The sequence below is a fragment of the Sulfurovum sp. XGS-02 genome (genome assembly GCF_023213175.1).
Classification (GTDB): domain Bacteria; phylum Campylobacterota; class Campylobacteria; order Campylobacterales; family Sulfurovaceae; genus Sulfurovum.
Genome location: NZ_CP093312.1, coordinates 1615494 through 1631524, shown reverse-complemented (window position 1 = coordinate 1631524; position 16031 = coordinate 1615494). Strand labels below are relative to the sequence as shown.

Below are 16031 nucleotides of genomic sequence, written 5' to 3'. Positions count from 1 at the left end.
TGGTATCTTTTGTTCTATTTGTTTTTGCTGTATAGATGGTATATTTTATGAGGGTATTTCAATCGTGTAGTGCATTTTTTTGTAATTTTATATTTAGGATGTACGTTTCCCATACGATGAAGCGCGAGTATACATGTTCAAAATGTAAATATAGAGGATATTACCCTTTGGTGACAATGTTTGATAATGGGTAGTCTTGTATGAGAAGATATTTATGACCCTTCCTTATATTTTTTGACCCTATAGGTAGAGATCTCAGGATGCTGAGAGAGACAGTTATTTCCAAGGTTGGCTTTCAAGCACAGACTGGAGAAGAAATCTTCAAAGCGAGGCAACTGCTCCCAAACCTGCGGTAAGTAGGTAGCTTGTCTGCCGTTCAGTTTCAGTACGATACCATCTTTGAAAGGAACAATTTTGGCTTTTAGATCTTCTATAGAGTCATAGGATAAGGGTTGAGGCTCTGAAAGGATAGAGACCTCTATATCAATTTGGTCTAGTTCTTCTATACTAAGAGGTAAAAATCTTGGGTCACACAGGGCAGCAGACTGTGCATTATGTATAATGTCTTCATAGAGTGGGCGACAGGCATGCAGTGAACCTATACATCCCCGAAGTTGTCCATGGGATTTTGTGTTAATGGTGACAAAAGCAGCACCGTTCTCTTTAAGGGAGGGATAGGTTTTTAAGGCAGATTCCAGATCAAAATCTTGAGGTTGATTCAGTGCCGCTGAAATAGCAGCTTTGGCTAAGGCTATCACTATATCATTCAACGTAGACTCCTTTATTTTTTATTTTATCATAAATTCAATCACCAAAAAATATTTTGATATTAATTAATGAATATTTTAAGAGAGCAAGGATACAATACAGACTAAAACAAACACTAAAATAGAGGAATATTCTTGAGATATCTATCAATAATTTTCATATCAATTACCTTTTTTACATTGAACGTTTTCGGGGTAGATGCAACGCTTAAAATAGAAAAAGATGTGGAGCAGCGTGCACGTATAGCGCTTATGGATGGTTCATCTGAACAGAGCAGTAAAGTGTTTAATATCTTGCTTTCAGATCTTAAGATCTCCGGGCATTTTTTACCGGACACTACACACCATATAGGTGAGCTCTCTTCTGACTATATCATACCGGCATTGAAAAGCCAGGAGTATGTCATTAAGTACGCTATGGAGCAGCGGTCCGGTGCAAAACTTCTGGTACGACTTTTAAAAGCATCCAACGGTACACAGATCTTTAAGAAGAGCTATGCGATCTCCGCCAAAGCAAAAATGCCGTTTCTTATACACAAAGCGATAAGCGATATTAACAATGTTTTACAATATCCAAGTATTGCTTGGATCAATCGTTATGTGGCCTATGCTGTCTATACGACCCCTGGCCGTAGTGAAATACGTTTGGCCGATTATACCTTCAGTTATAAAAAAACGATTATCAAAGGCGGATTGAACCTCTTCCCTAAATGGGCGGACAGAGCACAAAGGAATATTTATTATACCTCTTATAAAGGGACACTCCCTACACTCTACAAACTGAATATCTATAACGGAACAAAAACGAAGATAGCCAGTTCTGCAGGAATGCTTGTCTGCTCTGATGTGAAGAGTGACGGTTCCAAACTTCTACTTACTATGGCACCTGAAGGACAGGCAGATATCTATGAATTTGATCTTGCATCCGGATCGAAGAGAAGGGTAACGAACTTTAAAGGTATTGATGTGAACGGCCGGTACGTAGATGATGAGAGTCGTATCGTCTTTGTCTCTAACCGGTTGGGCTATGCCAATGTATTTAAAAAGTCTATAGCGGGCGGACCGACCTCTCAAGTGGTGTATCACGGACGTAACAACAATGCCTGTGATGCCTATGGAGATAAAATAGTCTACTCCAGCAGGGAGAGCAGTAATGCATTTGGGGATAACACCTTTAATCTTTACCTTACCTCTACAGGAAGTTCAGACACGAGACCTATCACAACCACGGGTTCAAACCAGTTTCCCCGTTTTTCTACGGACGGATCTGTGATACTCTTCCTTAAACAGAGGGGGCACAGCTCTTCTATAGGATATACGAATTTGTCAAGTCATCAGAGTTTACTTTTCCCGTTCAATGACAGAAAAGTTCAATCCATTGATTGGTAATATATTTTTTTCAGGAAGTTATTTAGTAACTGCTCTGAGACTATTTAATAAAAAGGATACATAATGACACATAAACTACTTTTAACGACATCGCTCATTTCATTACTTTTGATCGGATGTGCACAGCCTGCACCTGATCTGGCAGCTAAAAACAATATTACTGATGCAAACCATATCGAAGGTGATACGGTCAGTATAGATGAAAATGCATACGGTACAGGTTCTACTGCAAATTATAACAGCAGTAGCGATGGCTTCAAAAGTATCTATTTCGGTTTTGCAGACTATTCGATCTCTCCGGATATGGAAAACAATATGAACCAAAATATAGAGGTTGCCAATACAGCAGCCTCTAAAATAAAAATAGAAGGTAACTGTGATGAGTTTGGTACAGATGAGTACAATTATGCCCTGGGCTTAAAGCGTGCCAAAGCAGTAAAAGACAGTATTGCAGCACAAGGGATAGATCCGAGTAGAATGGTACTTGTAAGCTTTGGTGAGAGTAATGCTGTATGTACTGAAACGAGTGACAGTTGTTATCAGCGAAACAGAAGAGTTGACTTACGTTTAATAAAGTAGGCTAGAGATGAGAGGTATACTAAAGAAGATTGCAGTACCGTGTGTTTGTATGATCTTTGCAAGTACAGTGTCTGTCTATGCCGAACCTTCTGTGTATGGGTTTGGGACGGATGAATCTACGGAAAATGTACAAACCACAGAAAGTAGTAACGCAAGCTTGGCTTCCCTACAGCAGCAAATAGCCCAGCAAAATGAAAGAATAGACGGACTCACGACAATCATAGAGGGCTTGAGCGCATCTATTCATGAACTGCAGCAGTCTGGAGGGGCTAATAAGGCCTCTTCTATGGAGACAAATGGTTCATCTAACACGGCATTGCTTCAAAAGTTAGCGGCAATGATCGACGAGATCAATGCGAACTATGTGAGTAAAGAAGAGTTGCAAAGTGCTTTGGGCAAGACAAATCAGGTAAAAAACACCACAAAAACACTTCCTCCGAAGAGTGAATCCATTGAGGGTAAAAGTAATGCACAGCTTTATAGTGAAGCGGTACGCTATTTTGTTAAAAAACGTTATGATGAAGCGGAGAAAAGATTTACGATAACCGATACAAAAGGCTATAAGCCTGCCGCATCAAACTATTACCTGGGAGAAATAGCCTACTATACCAAGAAGTATGAAGATGCAATATTCTATTTTAAAAAGAGTGCAGGTATTTACGACAAGGCTTCCTATATAGATACACTGCTTCTTCATACTGCTGTTTCGCTTGAAGAGACTGGTGACAAAGGCCAGGCAAAAGCATTTTATGAGAATATCATAGAGAACTATAAGGGAAAGAAAACAGCAAAGATCGCTAAAGATAGATTGAAAAAACTTTAGGACCATATGATGTTTAAAATCCTCTTCATTGTTATGACTTTGGTGACCGCAGGCATGGCAGGTGATGAGGTTGAAATACTGCCACCTATAGGAACAGAGACGATGCCTGTCGCTAAAACGGTTTTTAAACAGATTAAAGATGAGAGTGAAAAGATCGTTGATCTCACAGGAAAGAATTTTATCGTGGTCTCTGTACGTGAACGTGGGAGTGACGGACGTTTTTATGCTGTGGACCGTGATGGTACGGTATGGTGGAGCGGACCGGTCACTTCGGGTGCCCCAGAGTTTAGAAGCCCTTCTGGCATTTTCACGATCTTTCAGAAGAAGCGTTATCATATGTCCAAGGATTTTCCTGATGAGAGCGGTGTGAATAACATGGATTATATGATGAAGTTTACTAAAAGAGGACATGCTCTGCATAAGGGGAGTGTGGACTGGCTGTCACATGGTTGTATACATATAGACCCTAAGGATGTACCTGTGATCTATCACTGGTCCAACTATCAAACAAAAGTGGTCATCACCAGACATACCTATATGCCTTTTGCCAAAGAGGACTTGAGCAAAATCTACGGGAAAAGGTAAAAACACCTCTTCTATGACATTGATACAGGTAGTCCTGAGATAGATAGCAGAATGATTGACCTATACTGCAAGACCTTTGCTTCATGGCAAATAAGAGAAAAAATATCTCTTACCTAAGGCTCACTAAAGTTTGATTAGTTAGAATAGCACAAATCTAATATATAGGAAACATTATGACAGTAACAAACGAAAACTGTGTAGTCGGTATCGAATACGAAGTAAAACAAGCAGGTACAACAGAGGTTGTAGACAGCAATAAAGGTGGTGCACCACTAGAGTTCATCATTGGAAAAGGACAGATCATTCCAGGTCTTGAGAATGCACTTGTAGGTATGGCTCAAGGTGAAAGCGGAGACATTATGGTTGCTGCTGCAGATGCATACGGTGATGTAAATCCGGAAGCAATTCAAACACTTCCTATCGAACAGTTCGAGGGTGTAGATCTTGTAGAAGGTATGACACTTTATGGTCAAGGTCAAGATGGTCAGACTGTACAAGTTACAGTAAAATCTTTTGATGATAAAGAAGTGAATGTTGATTTTAACCACCCATTGGCTGGTAAAGACCTGATGTTCTCAGTAACTGTGTTAAGTGCAAGAGAAGCAACTGCGGATGAAGTATCATCTGGTGTAGTTGGCGGTGCACCTGCAGCTGGCGGTAGCTGTGGTTCAGGATGTGGTTGTCACTAATCCTTCATTCTTCAGTGCTATCTTTGAATCAAAGATAGCGCTATGTCGCTCAAACAGCGCATATCTACTCCTTTCCTCCAAACCCTTTTTATACAGAATTAACCACTTACAGAGTAAAATATATCCTATGAAAATGTAAATTTATAAGATATTTTGATATGATGATTTGTATGATTTCTGGAGGCTAACATGCATAAGATAGAAAAACTTTTTGATATTAATATTGTTTTGATGACTCTGTTTTCTTCTGTAGAAACAATCAGAGAAGAAAAAAATATTGAACTTATTTATGATATGGAAGCAACTATACCTAGAGAATTGAGAGGGGATCCTGATGTCTTGCTGCGTGTACTTAATAAAGTGCTCACCTTTGTTTGTCAGAATACCGATGAAAAAGAGATAGTACTCTCTTTGGATGCACCTGAAGATTTTCTGTACGAAGAGTTTATCTCCTTTACAATCAATGATATACATATTGAAAAAGAGAAGATACGGCAATTCCTGGAAACCGATTTGCATGATGCCATTGAGATACTTGAGGGAGAGATTGTGTATGAGGATGATGCGGATATACATATAAACCTACCGTTCAAGATCAGCGAATTGGGTCATAGAAGGCATTATAGATTGCCGGATATCTCTATGTTAGGGAAAAAGGTTTTATTGATCTGTGAGAATGAAGCCATAGCACACAGCATTGAAAAAATGTTTAAGTATTTTCTGTATGATGTGGATGTGGGGTTTGATGCTTTTAAAGCACAGGGTAATGATCTGACTCCTTATGATATTTTAATTGTGGACGATCACCTTAATACCGAAGAGTTTGAACATTTGATCGCCCGTATACAGCAGAACATACCTCTTAAGTATGTACTGCTTCAAGATGCGCATATTACAGAGCGTAAAATGATCAGCGTTTCTACCAATTTGATCAAACCGGTGACAGAAGAGAGTGTTTATGAATTGATCATATCGCTTTTCAAAATACAAACAGCCAGTCGAGAAGTGAGGTCTCACTCAAAGATAAATACGATCGATCTTGAAAAATACCTTCAATCCAATAAGGATAGTGAAAAGTCTGAAGAACAAAGCAGTGCTGTACAAGAGAGCCTTGAGGCGATGATCGAAAAAAGAAGAGGGATGGACCTGCCTATCCTGGACAGGACGATAGGAGAAGCAAACATAAAGCACACGGGATTGACCTATGCCCATGAGTTGAAAACCTTCTTAGATACTTTTGACCGTTCAGATCTTTATTTCAGGGAGATCGTCAATCAAAGATCTATCAACAAGATCAAAGAGTTCTGTATAGATCTTGAAAGACAGGCAAAACTTATTGGGGCTGAGAGTATGTTCAAGCTTGCTGAAACGCTTAGTCTTATTTTTGTCTATGATAAACTTGATATGCTGCCTATCTATCCCGGAAAGTACCATATAGAACTCCAAAAGTTAACCGAAGCGATCAAGAAGGAACTGCAGTTAAAATAGTTCATAAGACTATGTTACTGAGAGCACTTCGAAGTCACTTTTGCCCACATTACAATCCGGACAGACCCAATCTTCAGGGATATCTTCAAATGCAGTCCCCGGCGCAATACCTGAGTCAGGATCACCAATCTCAGGGTCATAAATGTAGTCACAGACGGTACAAATATACTTTTTACTCATGATAAACCTCCTGCTTGTTTGGTATTACTATCATATCATAATTTAAAGATGGTAAAATACATAAAATATTTCAATTCTTCTAAAGGACACGTATGTCAATCAAATGTGCATTTTTATTTCCGGGCCAAGGTTCACAAGCTGTAGGGATGGGCCAAGATTTTTTTAACAATTCTGATATAGCAAAACAGATGGTAGCTGATGCCACTGAAAGAACAGGTATAGACTTTGAAAACCTGCTTTTTGAAGAGAATGACAAGCTTGAAAAAACAGAGTTTACACAACCGGCTATCCTGCTTGTATCTGCAATAGCGCATACGCTGTTTGAAAATGAGATGCCTATCAAACCGGTCTACGCATTGGGGCACTCACTGGGTGAATTTTCTGCACTGGTCGCCGTAGGTGCTATAGATGCCATAGATGCAGTAGAACTAGTGAACCTTCGCGGTAAGCTGATGGCTGAAGCATGTGCCGGTCAGGATGTGGGGATGATGGTATCTCTCGGTCTTGAAGATAAGGTGGTTGAAGAGATCTGTGATGCACAAAGAGAAGCGGGATTAAAAGTATGGCCTGTGAACTATAATGCTGAAGGACAGATCGTGATCGCGGGTGTAAAGTCTGACCTTGAAGTTCTGGCACCTGTCCTGAAAGAAGCAAAAGCAAAAAGAGCGATGTTGCTTAACATGTCAGTCGCGAGTCACTGTCCACTCCTTGAGAGTGCTACAGCACCTTTATCAGAAAAGCTCACTGAGATGTTGAAGGATGAGTTTATTGCTCCAGTGATCTCAAATGTTACTGCAAAAGGATACAGCAGTAAAGCAGAGGCTTTGGATCTGCTTCCTAAACAGTTGGTCTCTCCTGTACTCTATAAGCAGTCTATAGCAGCTTTTGATGATTCTGTAGATTGTTATGTTGAATTCGGACATGGGGGTGTACTAAAAGGATTGAACCGTAAAGCAACCAACAAGCCACACTTTGTGGTTTCAGATATGGCATCGTTGGAAACAGCGATAGAAGAGATCAGTAAGCTAGGATAATTATGACAAGTCAAAAAATTGCCATCATGGGTGCAATGCCTGAAGAGATAGAACCTATTATCGATAAACTTGAGAATGTACAAACGGATGTATATGGTGATAATAAATACTATGAAGGTACCTACCATGGGCAAGAAGTGGTTGTGGCCTATTCCAAAATAGGTAAAGTCTTTGCTACATTAACAGCAACCACGCTCATAGAAAAATTTGGCTGTGATATACTCCTTTTTTCGGGTGTTGCAGGCGCTATAAGTGATGAACTGAAGATCGGTGATCTGATCATCGCAAACGGACTATGTCAACATGATCTGGATATCACCGCTTTTGGACATCCATTCGGGTATGTACCAGAAGGGAATGTCTGCATCTCTACAGATACCGTATTACGTGATATTGCTAAAACTGTAGCGAAGGAAAAAGGTTTAACTATCAAAGAGGGTATCATCGCAACGGGAGATCAGTTTATCGCAGACCCTGAACGTAAGGAGTGGATCAAGAGTACTTTTAAAGCTGATGCTCTAGAGATGGAAGGGGCAAGTGTTGCAGTGGTCTGTAATGCGTTGAATGTACCTTTCTTTATTTTACGTGCGATCTCGGATAGTGCCGATATGGATGCAAGTTTTAATTTTGATGCATTTTTGGAAAGCTCTGCAAAGATCTCTGCTGATTTCATTTTGAGTATGGTGGATACAATTGGACGATAATCAAAGACGTGCTGCTTCTAAAAGCATACCCATAAGCAAAAAACTGCTCAAGTTGGCAGGGAAGACCAATGCAGAGTTCAAACTGATAGGTGAGGGAGATAAAGTACTGGTCGGACTGAGCGGAGGTAAAGATTCCCTTGCACTTGTACACATCTTGAAACATATACAGAGGCACGCACCTTTTCACTTTGAATTTGAAGCCTGTACGGTCAAATATGGTATGCCGGATGAACACTATGAATTCTTGAGCAAGCATTGTGAAGAGTATGGTATCAAGCATACCGTCTATGACACCAACATTTATGAAATTTCAAATGATACGATCAGGGAAAACTCTTCATTTTGTTCCTATTTCTCACGTATGAGAAGAGGGGCACTTTATAGTTTTGCCGAAGAGGGTGGTTTCACCAAGGTGGCACTTGGGCATCACTTTGATGACACGGTAGAGAGCTTTTTCATGAATATGTTCTATAATGGAACCATGAGGGCTTTGGCACCTATTTATAAAACAAGCAGAGGTTTTCACCTGATACGCCCGCTGATCCAAGCCCGAGAGACACAGCTTCGTGCTTTTGCCGAAGAAAATAACTTACAGGTGATCGGTGATGAAGCCTGCCCTGCCATGTTAAAAAAGGTAAAGATGCCCTATGCTAGAGCTACGACCAAAGCATGGTTGGCTGAACTTGAAAAAGAGAATAAAGATATCTTTAAAATGTTCCGGGCTTCATTTAAACATATCCATGATGATACTTTTTTTGACCCTGCACGCTGGGACCGAGATGATATAGAGGAAGAGCTGTGAGACTTCTCTTGCTACTAAGTTTCTTGTTTGCTCATGTGATGGGTGAGGAGCAGATAGAACCCCGGGAATTTACCGTGAAACTGATAAAAAGATGTGAATCCCTTACATTAAGTGAAGAACCCAACCGCAAAGCCAAAAAGATCTATACCCGTGTCTGGACAGAGGAGTGCGTCCAAAACCTCGGCTGTTTAAGAGAGGTTACACAAAAAGAGCTTGAAGAGATGAATGCGACCAAAAGAAGCTATATGGCATGGAAATACCCGGTATGGTGTAAAGTAGATGCAGATGGTCAAAGAGGCTGGGTACGTAAGCAGTTTCTCTCTGATGAACCTTGTAAGCAGACAGACTGATCTTTTACGAAAAAAGTATGAATCAATTTACAGCTGCAGCATCAGGACGTCTAGACAAGATACTCGCCAACCAATTAGACGTAAGCCGTAACCAGATAGAAAAGCTCATCAAAGAAGGGTTGGTATCCGTCAATGGCAAAACGATCATAAAAACCAGTTTTAAGGTAGAAGAGGATGATGAGATAGCCTATGCGTTCAAAGAGGCTGAGAAACGTGAAGTGGCACCTGTGGACTTTGATGTCGAGGTGATCTATGAAGATGAGTATCTTTTGGTAGTGAACAAACCTGCCGGCCTTGTGGTCCATCCCGCACCTTCGGTCAAAGAGCCTACACTGGTAGATTGGCTGATCCATAAGGGTATTTCCCTTTCCACGATCAGCGGGGAAGAACGCTATGGTATCGTGCACCGTATCGATAAAGAGACGACGGGTGCACTGGTCGTGGCCAAGGACAACAAAGTGCATGAAGCGCTGAGTCTGCAGCTCCAGGACAAGAGTATGGGACGTTACTATCTGGCATTGATCGATCACCCGCTCAAAGAGAACATCGTTGTCGATAAACCCATAGGACGTAACCCTAAAAACAGACTCAAAATGGATGTGGTCCCGGATGGTCGAAACGCTAAAACAGCCTTCGTAAAACTCCTCACAAGCCAACACAATGTTGAACTGATCGCAGCAAAACTGTTTACGGGAAGAACCCATCAGATACGGGTACATTTAAATACGCTTGGACGCCATATTTTGGGTGATGATTTATATGGCTTTAAGAGCAAAAGAGATAAAATTTCCAGAGTTAACTTGCATGCATATTTACTCTATCTGGTCCACCCTGTAAGCGGTAAAAGAATGGAGTTTGTCGCCCCACTTTTTGATGATATGAAAATGTATATATCTAAAAATTTCGATCAAGGTGAAGTAGATGAAAAAATCGATCCTCATACTCTGGGCAGTCTCTTTGATCACCTTTAACGGGTGTGGTGCTGTCAAGGGTTTGATGACCTATGGTACAGACCCCTCATTAGAAACGATTGAACAGGTACATGCTTTACCCAGAATGAACTCTGTAGGTTTTGAATGGAAGAAGATCGATGACCATCGTATACACGGTGTCAATATATACAGAAGTGATGCTTCGAAAGAAGGGCAGCGTTTTCAACGGATAGGTACCGTGGGCAACCCTTATGCAACACACTTTGTAGATACACATGTCCATGCAGACAGTATGTATCGTTATCGCTTTAGTACCTTTACTTTTGGAAAAGAGTCCAGGCTCAGTGAGACGATAGAAGTAAGAACCCACCCTCCATTTCCAGCAGTCTCTTTTGTGAAAGCCTATAGGGTAGCACCCTCTGTGGTAAAACTGCTGTGGAAACCGCATGCAGATCCAAGTATCGATAGTTATATCGTAGAAAGATCAGTGGATGGTACTGAATGGACATTTGTCTCACAGGTACAAGGACAGTTGATGGCTGAATACATTGATACTTTTGTAAGAGGCGGACATACATACAGCTACCGGATCATCGCACAAAGTTATGACAAAATACGCGCTTATCCAAGCGAAGCAACAAAAATTACATTATAAGCAGGAACAATGCCACACTTAAAAGTTACCCCCTTTGATACATCTATAATAGAAGCACAGATAAAAAACAGTCCTATGATGACCTTTTGCGCCACTGCACTGAACCGTAGCGATATGCTTATCGGTATTGAACATGCAGGAGAAGAGTTCTTACTGCAACTCAAACCGGATGAAAAAGCTTACTTGCTCAAATATGACAAAGTGACCAGACCCCTTAAAGTGAACATTCTCAAAGAAGCACTGGAGAGTGTTTCAAAAGCGTTGGACCTGGATGTGCTCTCTTCAAATATTGCTATATCCAATACAAAAACCCCGCTCTCTTCAGAACACTTTAAAAAGATAGAGGATTTCGAAAATATCACCTATCCTAAAGAGAAGATCTCTGTTGAGGTAGGATTTGGGAGTGGACGACATTTGCTTCATCAGGCGAAGAAGAATCCAGATACGCTTTTTATCGGGTTAGAGATCCATACACCTTCAGCACAACAGGTCCTTAAGCAGATCGAGCTTCAGGGGCTTGAGAATATTTGGGTTGTGAACTACGATGCAAGACTCTTCTTAGAGATGTTGCCTTCGAATGTATGTGAACAGATCTTTGTGCATTTCCCTGTGCCTTGGGACAAGAAACCACACAGAAGGGTGATCAGTCCCAGCTTTTTAGATGAGTCTATGAGAGTATTAAGAATGGGCGGACGCCTGGAGCTTCGTACAGACAGTGACAAATACTTTTGGTATGCGTTGGAAACCTTCTTTGCTATACCCAAGGTTGAAGTGGAAGTACGCAAAAATGAAGCCTTGGAAGTGACAAGTAAGTATGAAGCAAGGTGGCTTAGACAGGAAAAAGATATCTATGATGTGTATGTCAAATGCACGCAAAAATCAGCACCTAAAGAGTTGACTATAGATTTTAATTTTAATGATGTAAAATATACGTCAGGGATAGAAGAATGTTTACCGAAAAAAGCATTGGTATTTGACGGGTATTTCGTACACTTTGAACGGGTGTATAAAATATCTGAAGAGGGTCTACTTATCAAGTGTGCTTTTGGAAGTTTTGACAGACCGGAACATAAATACATTTTATTAGAAAAAGAGAGTTGCAGATATTTTGTCTCTCCACCTGTGAAGACAACAGTCAACTTTCAAGCACATCAAAAACTAGCTGAGCAGATGATGCTCGTCAAAGGAGAGTAGCGCATGTCCAATGTGATCCACGCTTCACATCTTACCCTTACCTATGGAAAAGCGGGGAAAGAGGTCATTAAAGATGCCAACTTCAGCATAAAAAAAGGTGAGTTTGTCTTTATCACGGGACCGAGTGGTTCAGGTAAATCTACACTGCTTAAAGCACTGTACGGAAAGCTGAGACCAAGTGAAGGCAATCTTGTTGTGGGTGGACTTGATCTGGCTAATGTCAGCCAACGTAAACTGCAAGAGCTCAGAACCCATATGGGTATCATTTTCCAGGATTATAAACTTGTGAATGAATGGACCGTGAAAAAAAATGTTGTTCTCCCCTTGATGATAGCAGGATACGATAGTGAGATACAGGATACGCAGGCACGAAGACTGCTTAAACATGTAAAACTTCCTGAACATGCAGATAAATATCCATTGGAATTGAGCGGTGGAGAACAGCAGCGTGTGGGTGTGGCGAGAGCATTGGCGAAAAATCCGGTGGTGATACTTGCAGATGAGCCTACGGGTAACCTGGATGATTATTCTTCCAATGTGATCTGGGACCTGATGGAAAATGCCTGTCAGCAGCTTGATACCACTGTTTTGGTTGTTACACACAAAATTCCAACGATCTTCTCCTTACCTTATAGACATTTTATTATCGAGAGCAAGGGTGTGTATGAAGTTCATTAAAAACCATCTTATGTTTATTTTGCCCCTGATGGCAATTTTATTGGGTATTGAATTTTATCTGGTATTTGAACGTACAACAAACACCTATGAAAAAGGGCTTCAAGAGGGTTATTTTATGCTTGCCGTAACCAAAAAGCCTATGGAGCTTTCTGATTTTCAAGCACTGAATGACCATATCAGTACCGCAGAGAAGATCAAACGCGAGAGTATCGTCTCAGAAGTGGCAAAAGGGATAAGTCAAAGTAGCAGCAAAGAGATCTTGGCCACATTGCCCTATTTTTATAATCTTGGCATAGACTCCTATCTTCATACTTCAGGGTTGGAAGAGATCAAAAAAGATCTTGAAGCGGATGCCAACATTAAACAGGTTGAAACATTCGGAAGCAGCTATCAGTCCAATTATCGACTTTTTGCATTTATTAAGTTCATACTGAAAATATTTATCGTTTTTATGGCCATTGTCAGTCTCTTTCTCATTATCAAACAGATGGAGATCTGGAAATATGCACATAAAGAGCGTATGCAGGTGATGGAGATATTCGGTGCACCGTTGATGCTCAGATCAGGTGTGCTTTTCAAAGTCGCTTTTCTGGATGCGATCTTTTCAACGCTGTTGGTCTCTGCGATCTTCTTTTATACCAAGTTTTACTGGGCGGTTCAGAGCGGGATAGATATCATGGTACAAAACCAGGAAGCACTTTTTAAGGTGAGTGATATCGGTATCTTGTTAGGCTCTTCTATTGTGATCGTTATTATTGCCGTCTATACGGTTGTATTTAGCAGTAAGGGGGTACAGGAGTGAGATCTTTAATTCTGATCTGCTTTGTAGCAATAGGGTTGCTTCATAGTGCATCAACGACTTCAAAGATCGAAACGTCTAAAGAAAAGCTCTCTGCTGCATCAGCTGCCAAAAAAAAGACAAGCAGACAGCTTCACAAAATTGCCAAGGACATACAGGCTGCAGAGAAGGATATCGTTTATCTTGAAACGAAGATCGGTGAACTTGAAATAGATCAAAAAAGATCAGAAGAGAAGTATGCCGTATTAAAAACTGAATTGGTTAAATCTGAAAAAGATTTAGCCTCTACAAGTCAGGCATTGGAAGCAAAACATCAAGCATTCGTCTCTTTGCTTTCTGAACAATTTTCCATCGTTTTTGCTATGGAAAAAGCACATGAACCTACGAAAGAATCTATACTTTCGCATGAAGTCTATATTGCCTATAAAAACCATAATACCAAAATGCTGGCTGCCCTAAAAAAAGATCTGGAAAAGCTTAAAAAACAGAAAGAGGATAAGGTCTATCTGCGCAATAAAACAAAAAACGAGATTGCACGTATTGTGAAAAAAAGAGACGAGTATGCGCAAAAAAAGGCAGCAAAAGAGAAGTTGCGTAAAAAGCTTGCTTCCGATGAAGAAAAATACAATGCAAAACTTGCAAAGATCGTGGATAAACAGAACTCTCTTCGCTCCACATTGGCCAAACTGAATATCTTACATACACAAGAGGTCAATGAAGCACGAAAAAGGGCAGAAGCTGAGAAAGAAGCGATGCGTCTTGAGAAAAAGAGACAAAGAGAGATACGCGAAGCCAAAGCATTGGCACGTATCAAAGCAAGAAAAGCCCAAGAGGCTCTGCAAGCAGCAAAAACAGAGCAAGAGAGAAAAAAAGCGCGCTTGGCTGCGTCTGAAGCAAAAAAAGCAGAGCAGAAGAGCTATAAAGAGAGTGAAAAAGTACGACAGGTAAACTCTTCGTATCAAAAGTCCAAAACCTATGCATACAGAGGCGGAAAAACAATCTCCCCACTGCCGGGAGCACGGATCATCAAAAAGTTCGGTACCTATGTGGATCCTATTTACAAGATCAAGATATTCAATGAGTCCATTACACTTAAATCGCCAGCAGCAAACTCAAAAGTAAAAAATATTTTGAACGGGAAAGTGGTGTTTGCGGGTAAAAGCAGTATGCTAGGAAATGTCGTGGTGGTTTCACATAGCAGTAAGATCCATACAGTCTACGCAGGACTCTCTAAAATTGCGCCTACCATACATGTCGGGGCAAAGATTCAAAAGGGATACGTGGTAGGAAAGGTCAATGAAAAACTTATTTTCCAGGCGACCAAAGACTCTAAGCATATTAACCCGTTGAGGCTGATAACTATATAGGTATCTAAGAGTTTAAACGCCTCCTAAACCACATTTGGATATAATCGCGAAATTATATAAAGGTGCATCTGTGACTAAAAGAGTTTTAGTAAAATTTTCTGGTGAAGCATTAGCGGGTGAAGAAGGGTATGGTATTGATACTCAGATTCTTAATTTTATTGCAGGTGAGATCAAAGACCTTGTAGACAATGGTGTTGAAGTCGGTATCGTTGTAGGTGGTGGTAATATCATTCGTGGTGTGACGGCTGCTGCAGATGGTATCATTAAGAGAACATCCGGTGACTATATGGGTATGCTGGCTACCGTGATCAATGGGGTGGCGATTCAAGAAGCATTGGAACATGCAGGGCTTGAAGCAAGACTTCAGTCTGCTATTGATATGCAAGAGATAGGTGAAGCGTTCATTGTCCGTCGTGCAAGAAGACATTTGGAAAAAGGGCGTGTGGTTATATTTGCCGGCGGTACAGGTAACCCATATTTTACAACAGATACTGCTGCGACTTTAAGAGCCTCTGAAATAGAATCTGACCTTCTTATCAAAGCGACCAAGGTCGATGGTGTCTATGACAAAGACCCTAATAAATTTGATGATGCTGTGAAACTTGATACCTTATCATATGACCAGGCGTTAGCAGATAATATTAAGGTCATGGATGATACTTCCATCGCTTTGGCGAAAGAGAACGGATTGCCTATTGTGGTGTGTAACATGTTTGAAAAAGGTAATCTTCTTGCGATTGTCAAAGGTGATATGAGCCTTTGTTCCGTAGTAAAATAGAGAATGAAATAATAAAGGAAAGAATATGATGAGAACAGAACAATTAACAGCAAAAGCACTTGAAAAAGTAGACTTTGATAAATACCTTCTTGCGAACGCAGTAGGAAAAAGAGCAGAAGCCATCGCTAACGGTGCAGAAATACTTTTAGATATCGATACATCAGGCATGAAATATTCAGATATTGCACTGCAAGAAATAGCTGAAGGTAAAATCACTGTCAGCCTAGAAGGTTAAGCC

The 16031-nt window shown here is 40.6% G+C and carries 20 protein-coding genes; 18 read left to right on the top strand and 2 right to left on the bottom strand.

From position 1 onward, the window contains the following. Positions 1 to 212: 212 nt before the first annotated feature. A complete protein-coding gene (gene amrA, locus MN086_RS08030) occupies positions 213 to 770 on the bottom strand; it encodes an AmmeMemoRadiSam system protein A (RefSeq protein WP_248575499.1) in 558 nt (185 codons plus the stop codon). Between the two features lie 132 nt (positions 771 to 902). On the opposite strand from amrA, the gene tolB reads away from it, so the two are divergent. From tolB to MN086_RS08000, 6 genes are all read left to right on the top strand, one after another. Continuing rightward, positions 903 to 2156 carry a Tol-Pal system protein TolB gene (gene tolB / locus MN086_RS08025; protein WP_256465822.1) on the top strand — a complete coding sequence of 418 codons (1254 nt, stop codon included), beginning with the start codon at positions 903 to 905 and terminating at the stop codon, positions 2154 to 2156. A gap of 63 nt (positions 2157 to 2219) precedes the next feature. Continuing rightward, the gene (locus MN086_RS08020) at positions 2220 to 2735 is read left to right on the top strand and encodes an OmpA family protein (protein ID WP_248575497.1); all 516 of its coding nucleotides are present in this window, start codon (positions 2220 to 2222) and stop codon (positions 2733 to 2735) included. Positions 2736 to 2742: 7 nt separating this feature from the next. Further along, complete coding sequence (locus MN086_RS08015) at positions 2743 to 3558, top strand: tol-pal system YbgF family protein (RefSeq protein ID WP_248575496.1); 816 nt, start codon at positions 2743 to 2745, stop codon at positions 3556 to 3558. A 9-nt stretch (positions 3559 to 3567) separates the two neighbouring features. Beyond that, positions 3568 to 4143 carry a L,D-transpeptidase gene (locus tag MN086_RS08010; RefSeq protein WP_248575495.1) on the top strand — a complete coding sequence of 192 codons (576 nt, stop codon included), beginning with the start codon at positions 3568 to 3570 and terminating at the stop codon, positions 4141 to 4143. A gap of 173 nt (positions 4144 to 4316) precedes the next feature. Further along, positions 4317 to 4832 (top strand): peptidylprolyl isomerase, encoded by a 516-nt coding sequence (locus tag MN086_RS08005; protein ID WP_248575494.1) that lies wholly within the window; start codon positions 4317 to 4319, stop codon positions 4830 to 4832. A gap of 189 nt (positions 4833 to 5021) precedes the next feature. After that, on the top strand, positions 5022 to 6320 hold the full coding sequence (locus tag MN086_RS08000) for a hypothetical protein (protein ID WP_248575493.1): 1299 nt from the start codon (positions 5022 to 5024) through the stop codon (positions 6318 to 6320). A 9-nt stretch (positions 6321 to 6329) separates the two neighbouring features. Here the strand turns inward: MN086_RS08000 and rd are convergent, their stop codons facing one another. Continuing rightward, positions 6330 to 6500 (bottom strand): rubredoxin, encoded by a 171-nt coding sequence (gene rd / locus MN086_RS07995; RefSeq protein ID WP_248575492.1) that lies wholly within the window; start codon positions 6498 to 6500, stop codon positions 6330 to 6332. A 92-nt stretch (positions 6501 to 6592) separates the two neighbouring features. On the opposite strand from rd, the gene fabD reads away from it, so the two are divergent. From fabD to MN086_RS07935, 12 genes are all read left to right on the top strand, one after another. Next, the gene (fabD, locus tag MN086_RS07990) at positions 6593 to 7534 is read left to right on the top strand and encodes an ACP S-malonyltransferase (RefSeq protein WP_248575491.1); all 942 of its coding nucleotides are present in this window, start codon (positions 6593 to 6595) and stop codon (positions 7532 to 7534) included. A 2-nt stretch (positions 7535 to 7536) separates the two neighbouring features. Then, the gene (locus tag MN086_RS07985) at positions 7537 to 8238 is read left to right on the top strand and encodes a 5'-methylthioadenosine/adenosylhomocysteine nucleosidase (protein ID WP_248575490.1); all 702 of its coding nucleotides are present in this window, start codon (positions 7537 to 7539) and stop codon (positions 8236 to 8238) included. After that, entirely contained in the window at positions 8228 to 9040 is an 813-nt protein-coding gene (locus MN086_RS07980; RefSeq protein ID WP_248575489.1) for an ATP-binding protein, read from the top strand. The genes MN086_RS07985 and MN086_RS07980 overlap by 11 nt, the downstream gene beginning before the upstream one ends. Next, positions 9037 to 9390, top strand: coding sequence for a hypothetical protein (locus MN086_RS07975; protein ID WP_248575488.1), 354 nt, complete (start codon positions 9037 to 9039; stop codon positions 9388 to 9390). The genes MN086_RS07980 and MN086_RS07975 overlap by 4 nt, the downstream gene beginning before the upstream one ends. Before the next feature lie 17 nt (positions 9391 to 9407). Continuing rightward, the gene (locus MN086_RS07970; protein WP_248575487.1) at positions 9408 to 10361 is read left to right on the top strand and encodes an RluA family pseudouridine synthase; all 954 of its coding nucleotides are present in this window, start codon (positions 9408 to 9410) and stop codon (positions 10359 to 10361) included. Beyond that, the gene (locus MN086_RS07965) at positions 10312 to 10977 is read left to right on the top strand and encodes a fibronectin type III domain-containing protein (RefSeq protein ID WP_248575486.1); all 666 of its coding nucleotides are present in this window, start codon (positions 10312 to 10314) and stop codon (positions 10975 to 10977) included. Before MN086_RS07970 ends, MN086_RS07965 begins: the two co-directional genes overlap by 50 nt. A 9-nt stretch (positions 10978 to 10986) precedes the next feature. Then, complete coding sequence (gene trmB, locus MN086_RS07960) at positions 10987 to 12171, top strand: tRNA (guanosine(46)-N7)-methyltransferase TrmB (protein ID WP_248575485.1); 1185 nt, start codon at positions 10987 to 10989, stop codon at positions 12169 to 12171. Positions 12172 to 12174: 3 nt separating this feature from the next. Further along, entirely contained in the window at positions 12175 to 12849 is a 675-nt protein-coding gene (locus MN086_RS07955; protein WP_223898324.1) for a cell division ATP-binding protein FtsE, read from the top strand. Then, positions 12836 to 13651 carry a cell division protein FtsX gene (locus MN086_RS07950; protein ID WP_248575484.1) on the top strand — a complete coding sequence of 272 codons (816 nt, stop codon included), beginning with the start codon at positions 12836 to 12838 and terminating at the stop codon, positions 13649 to 13651. Before MN086_RS07955 ends, MN086_RS07950 begins: the two co-directional genes overlap by 14 nt. Continuing rightward, complete coding sequence (locus MN086_RS07945) at positions 13648 to 15015, top strand: murein hydrolase activator EnvC (protein ID WP_248575483.1); 1368 nt, start codon at positions 13648 to 13650, stop codon at positions 15013 to 15015. Before MN086_RS07950 ends, MN086_RS07945 begins: the two co-directional genes overlap by 4 nt. 70 nt (positions 15016 to 15085) lie before the next feature. Beyond that, positions 15086 to 15793 (top strand): UMP kinase, encoded by a 708-nt coding sequence (gene pyrH / locus MN086_RS07940; protein WP_248575482.1) that lies wholly within the window; start codon positions 15086 to 15088, stop codon positions 15791 to 15793. 28 nt (positions 15794 to 15821) lie between these two features. Then, on the top strand, positions 15822 to 16028 hold the full coding sequence (locus MN086_RS07935; RefSeq protein WP_248577094.1) for a DNA-directed RNA polymerase subunit omega: 207 nt from the start codon (positions 15822 to 15824) through the stop codon (positions 16026 to 16028). Positions 16029 to 16031: the final 3 nt, after the last annotated feature.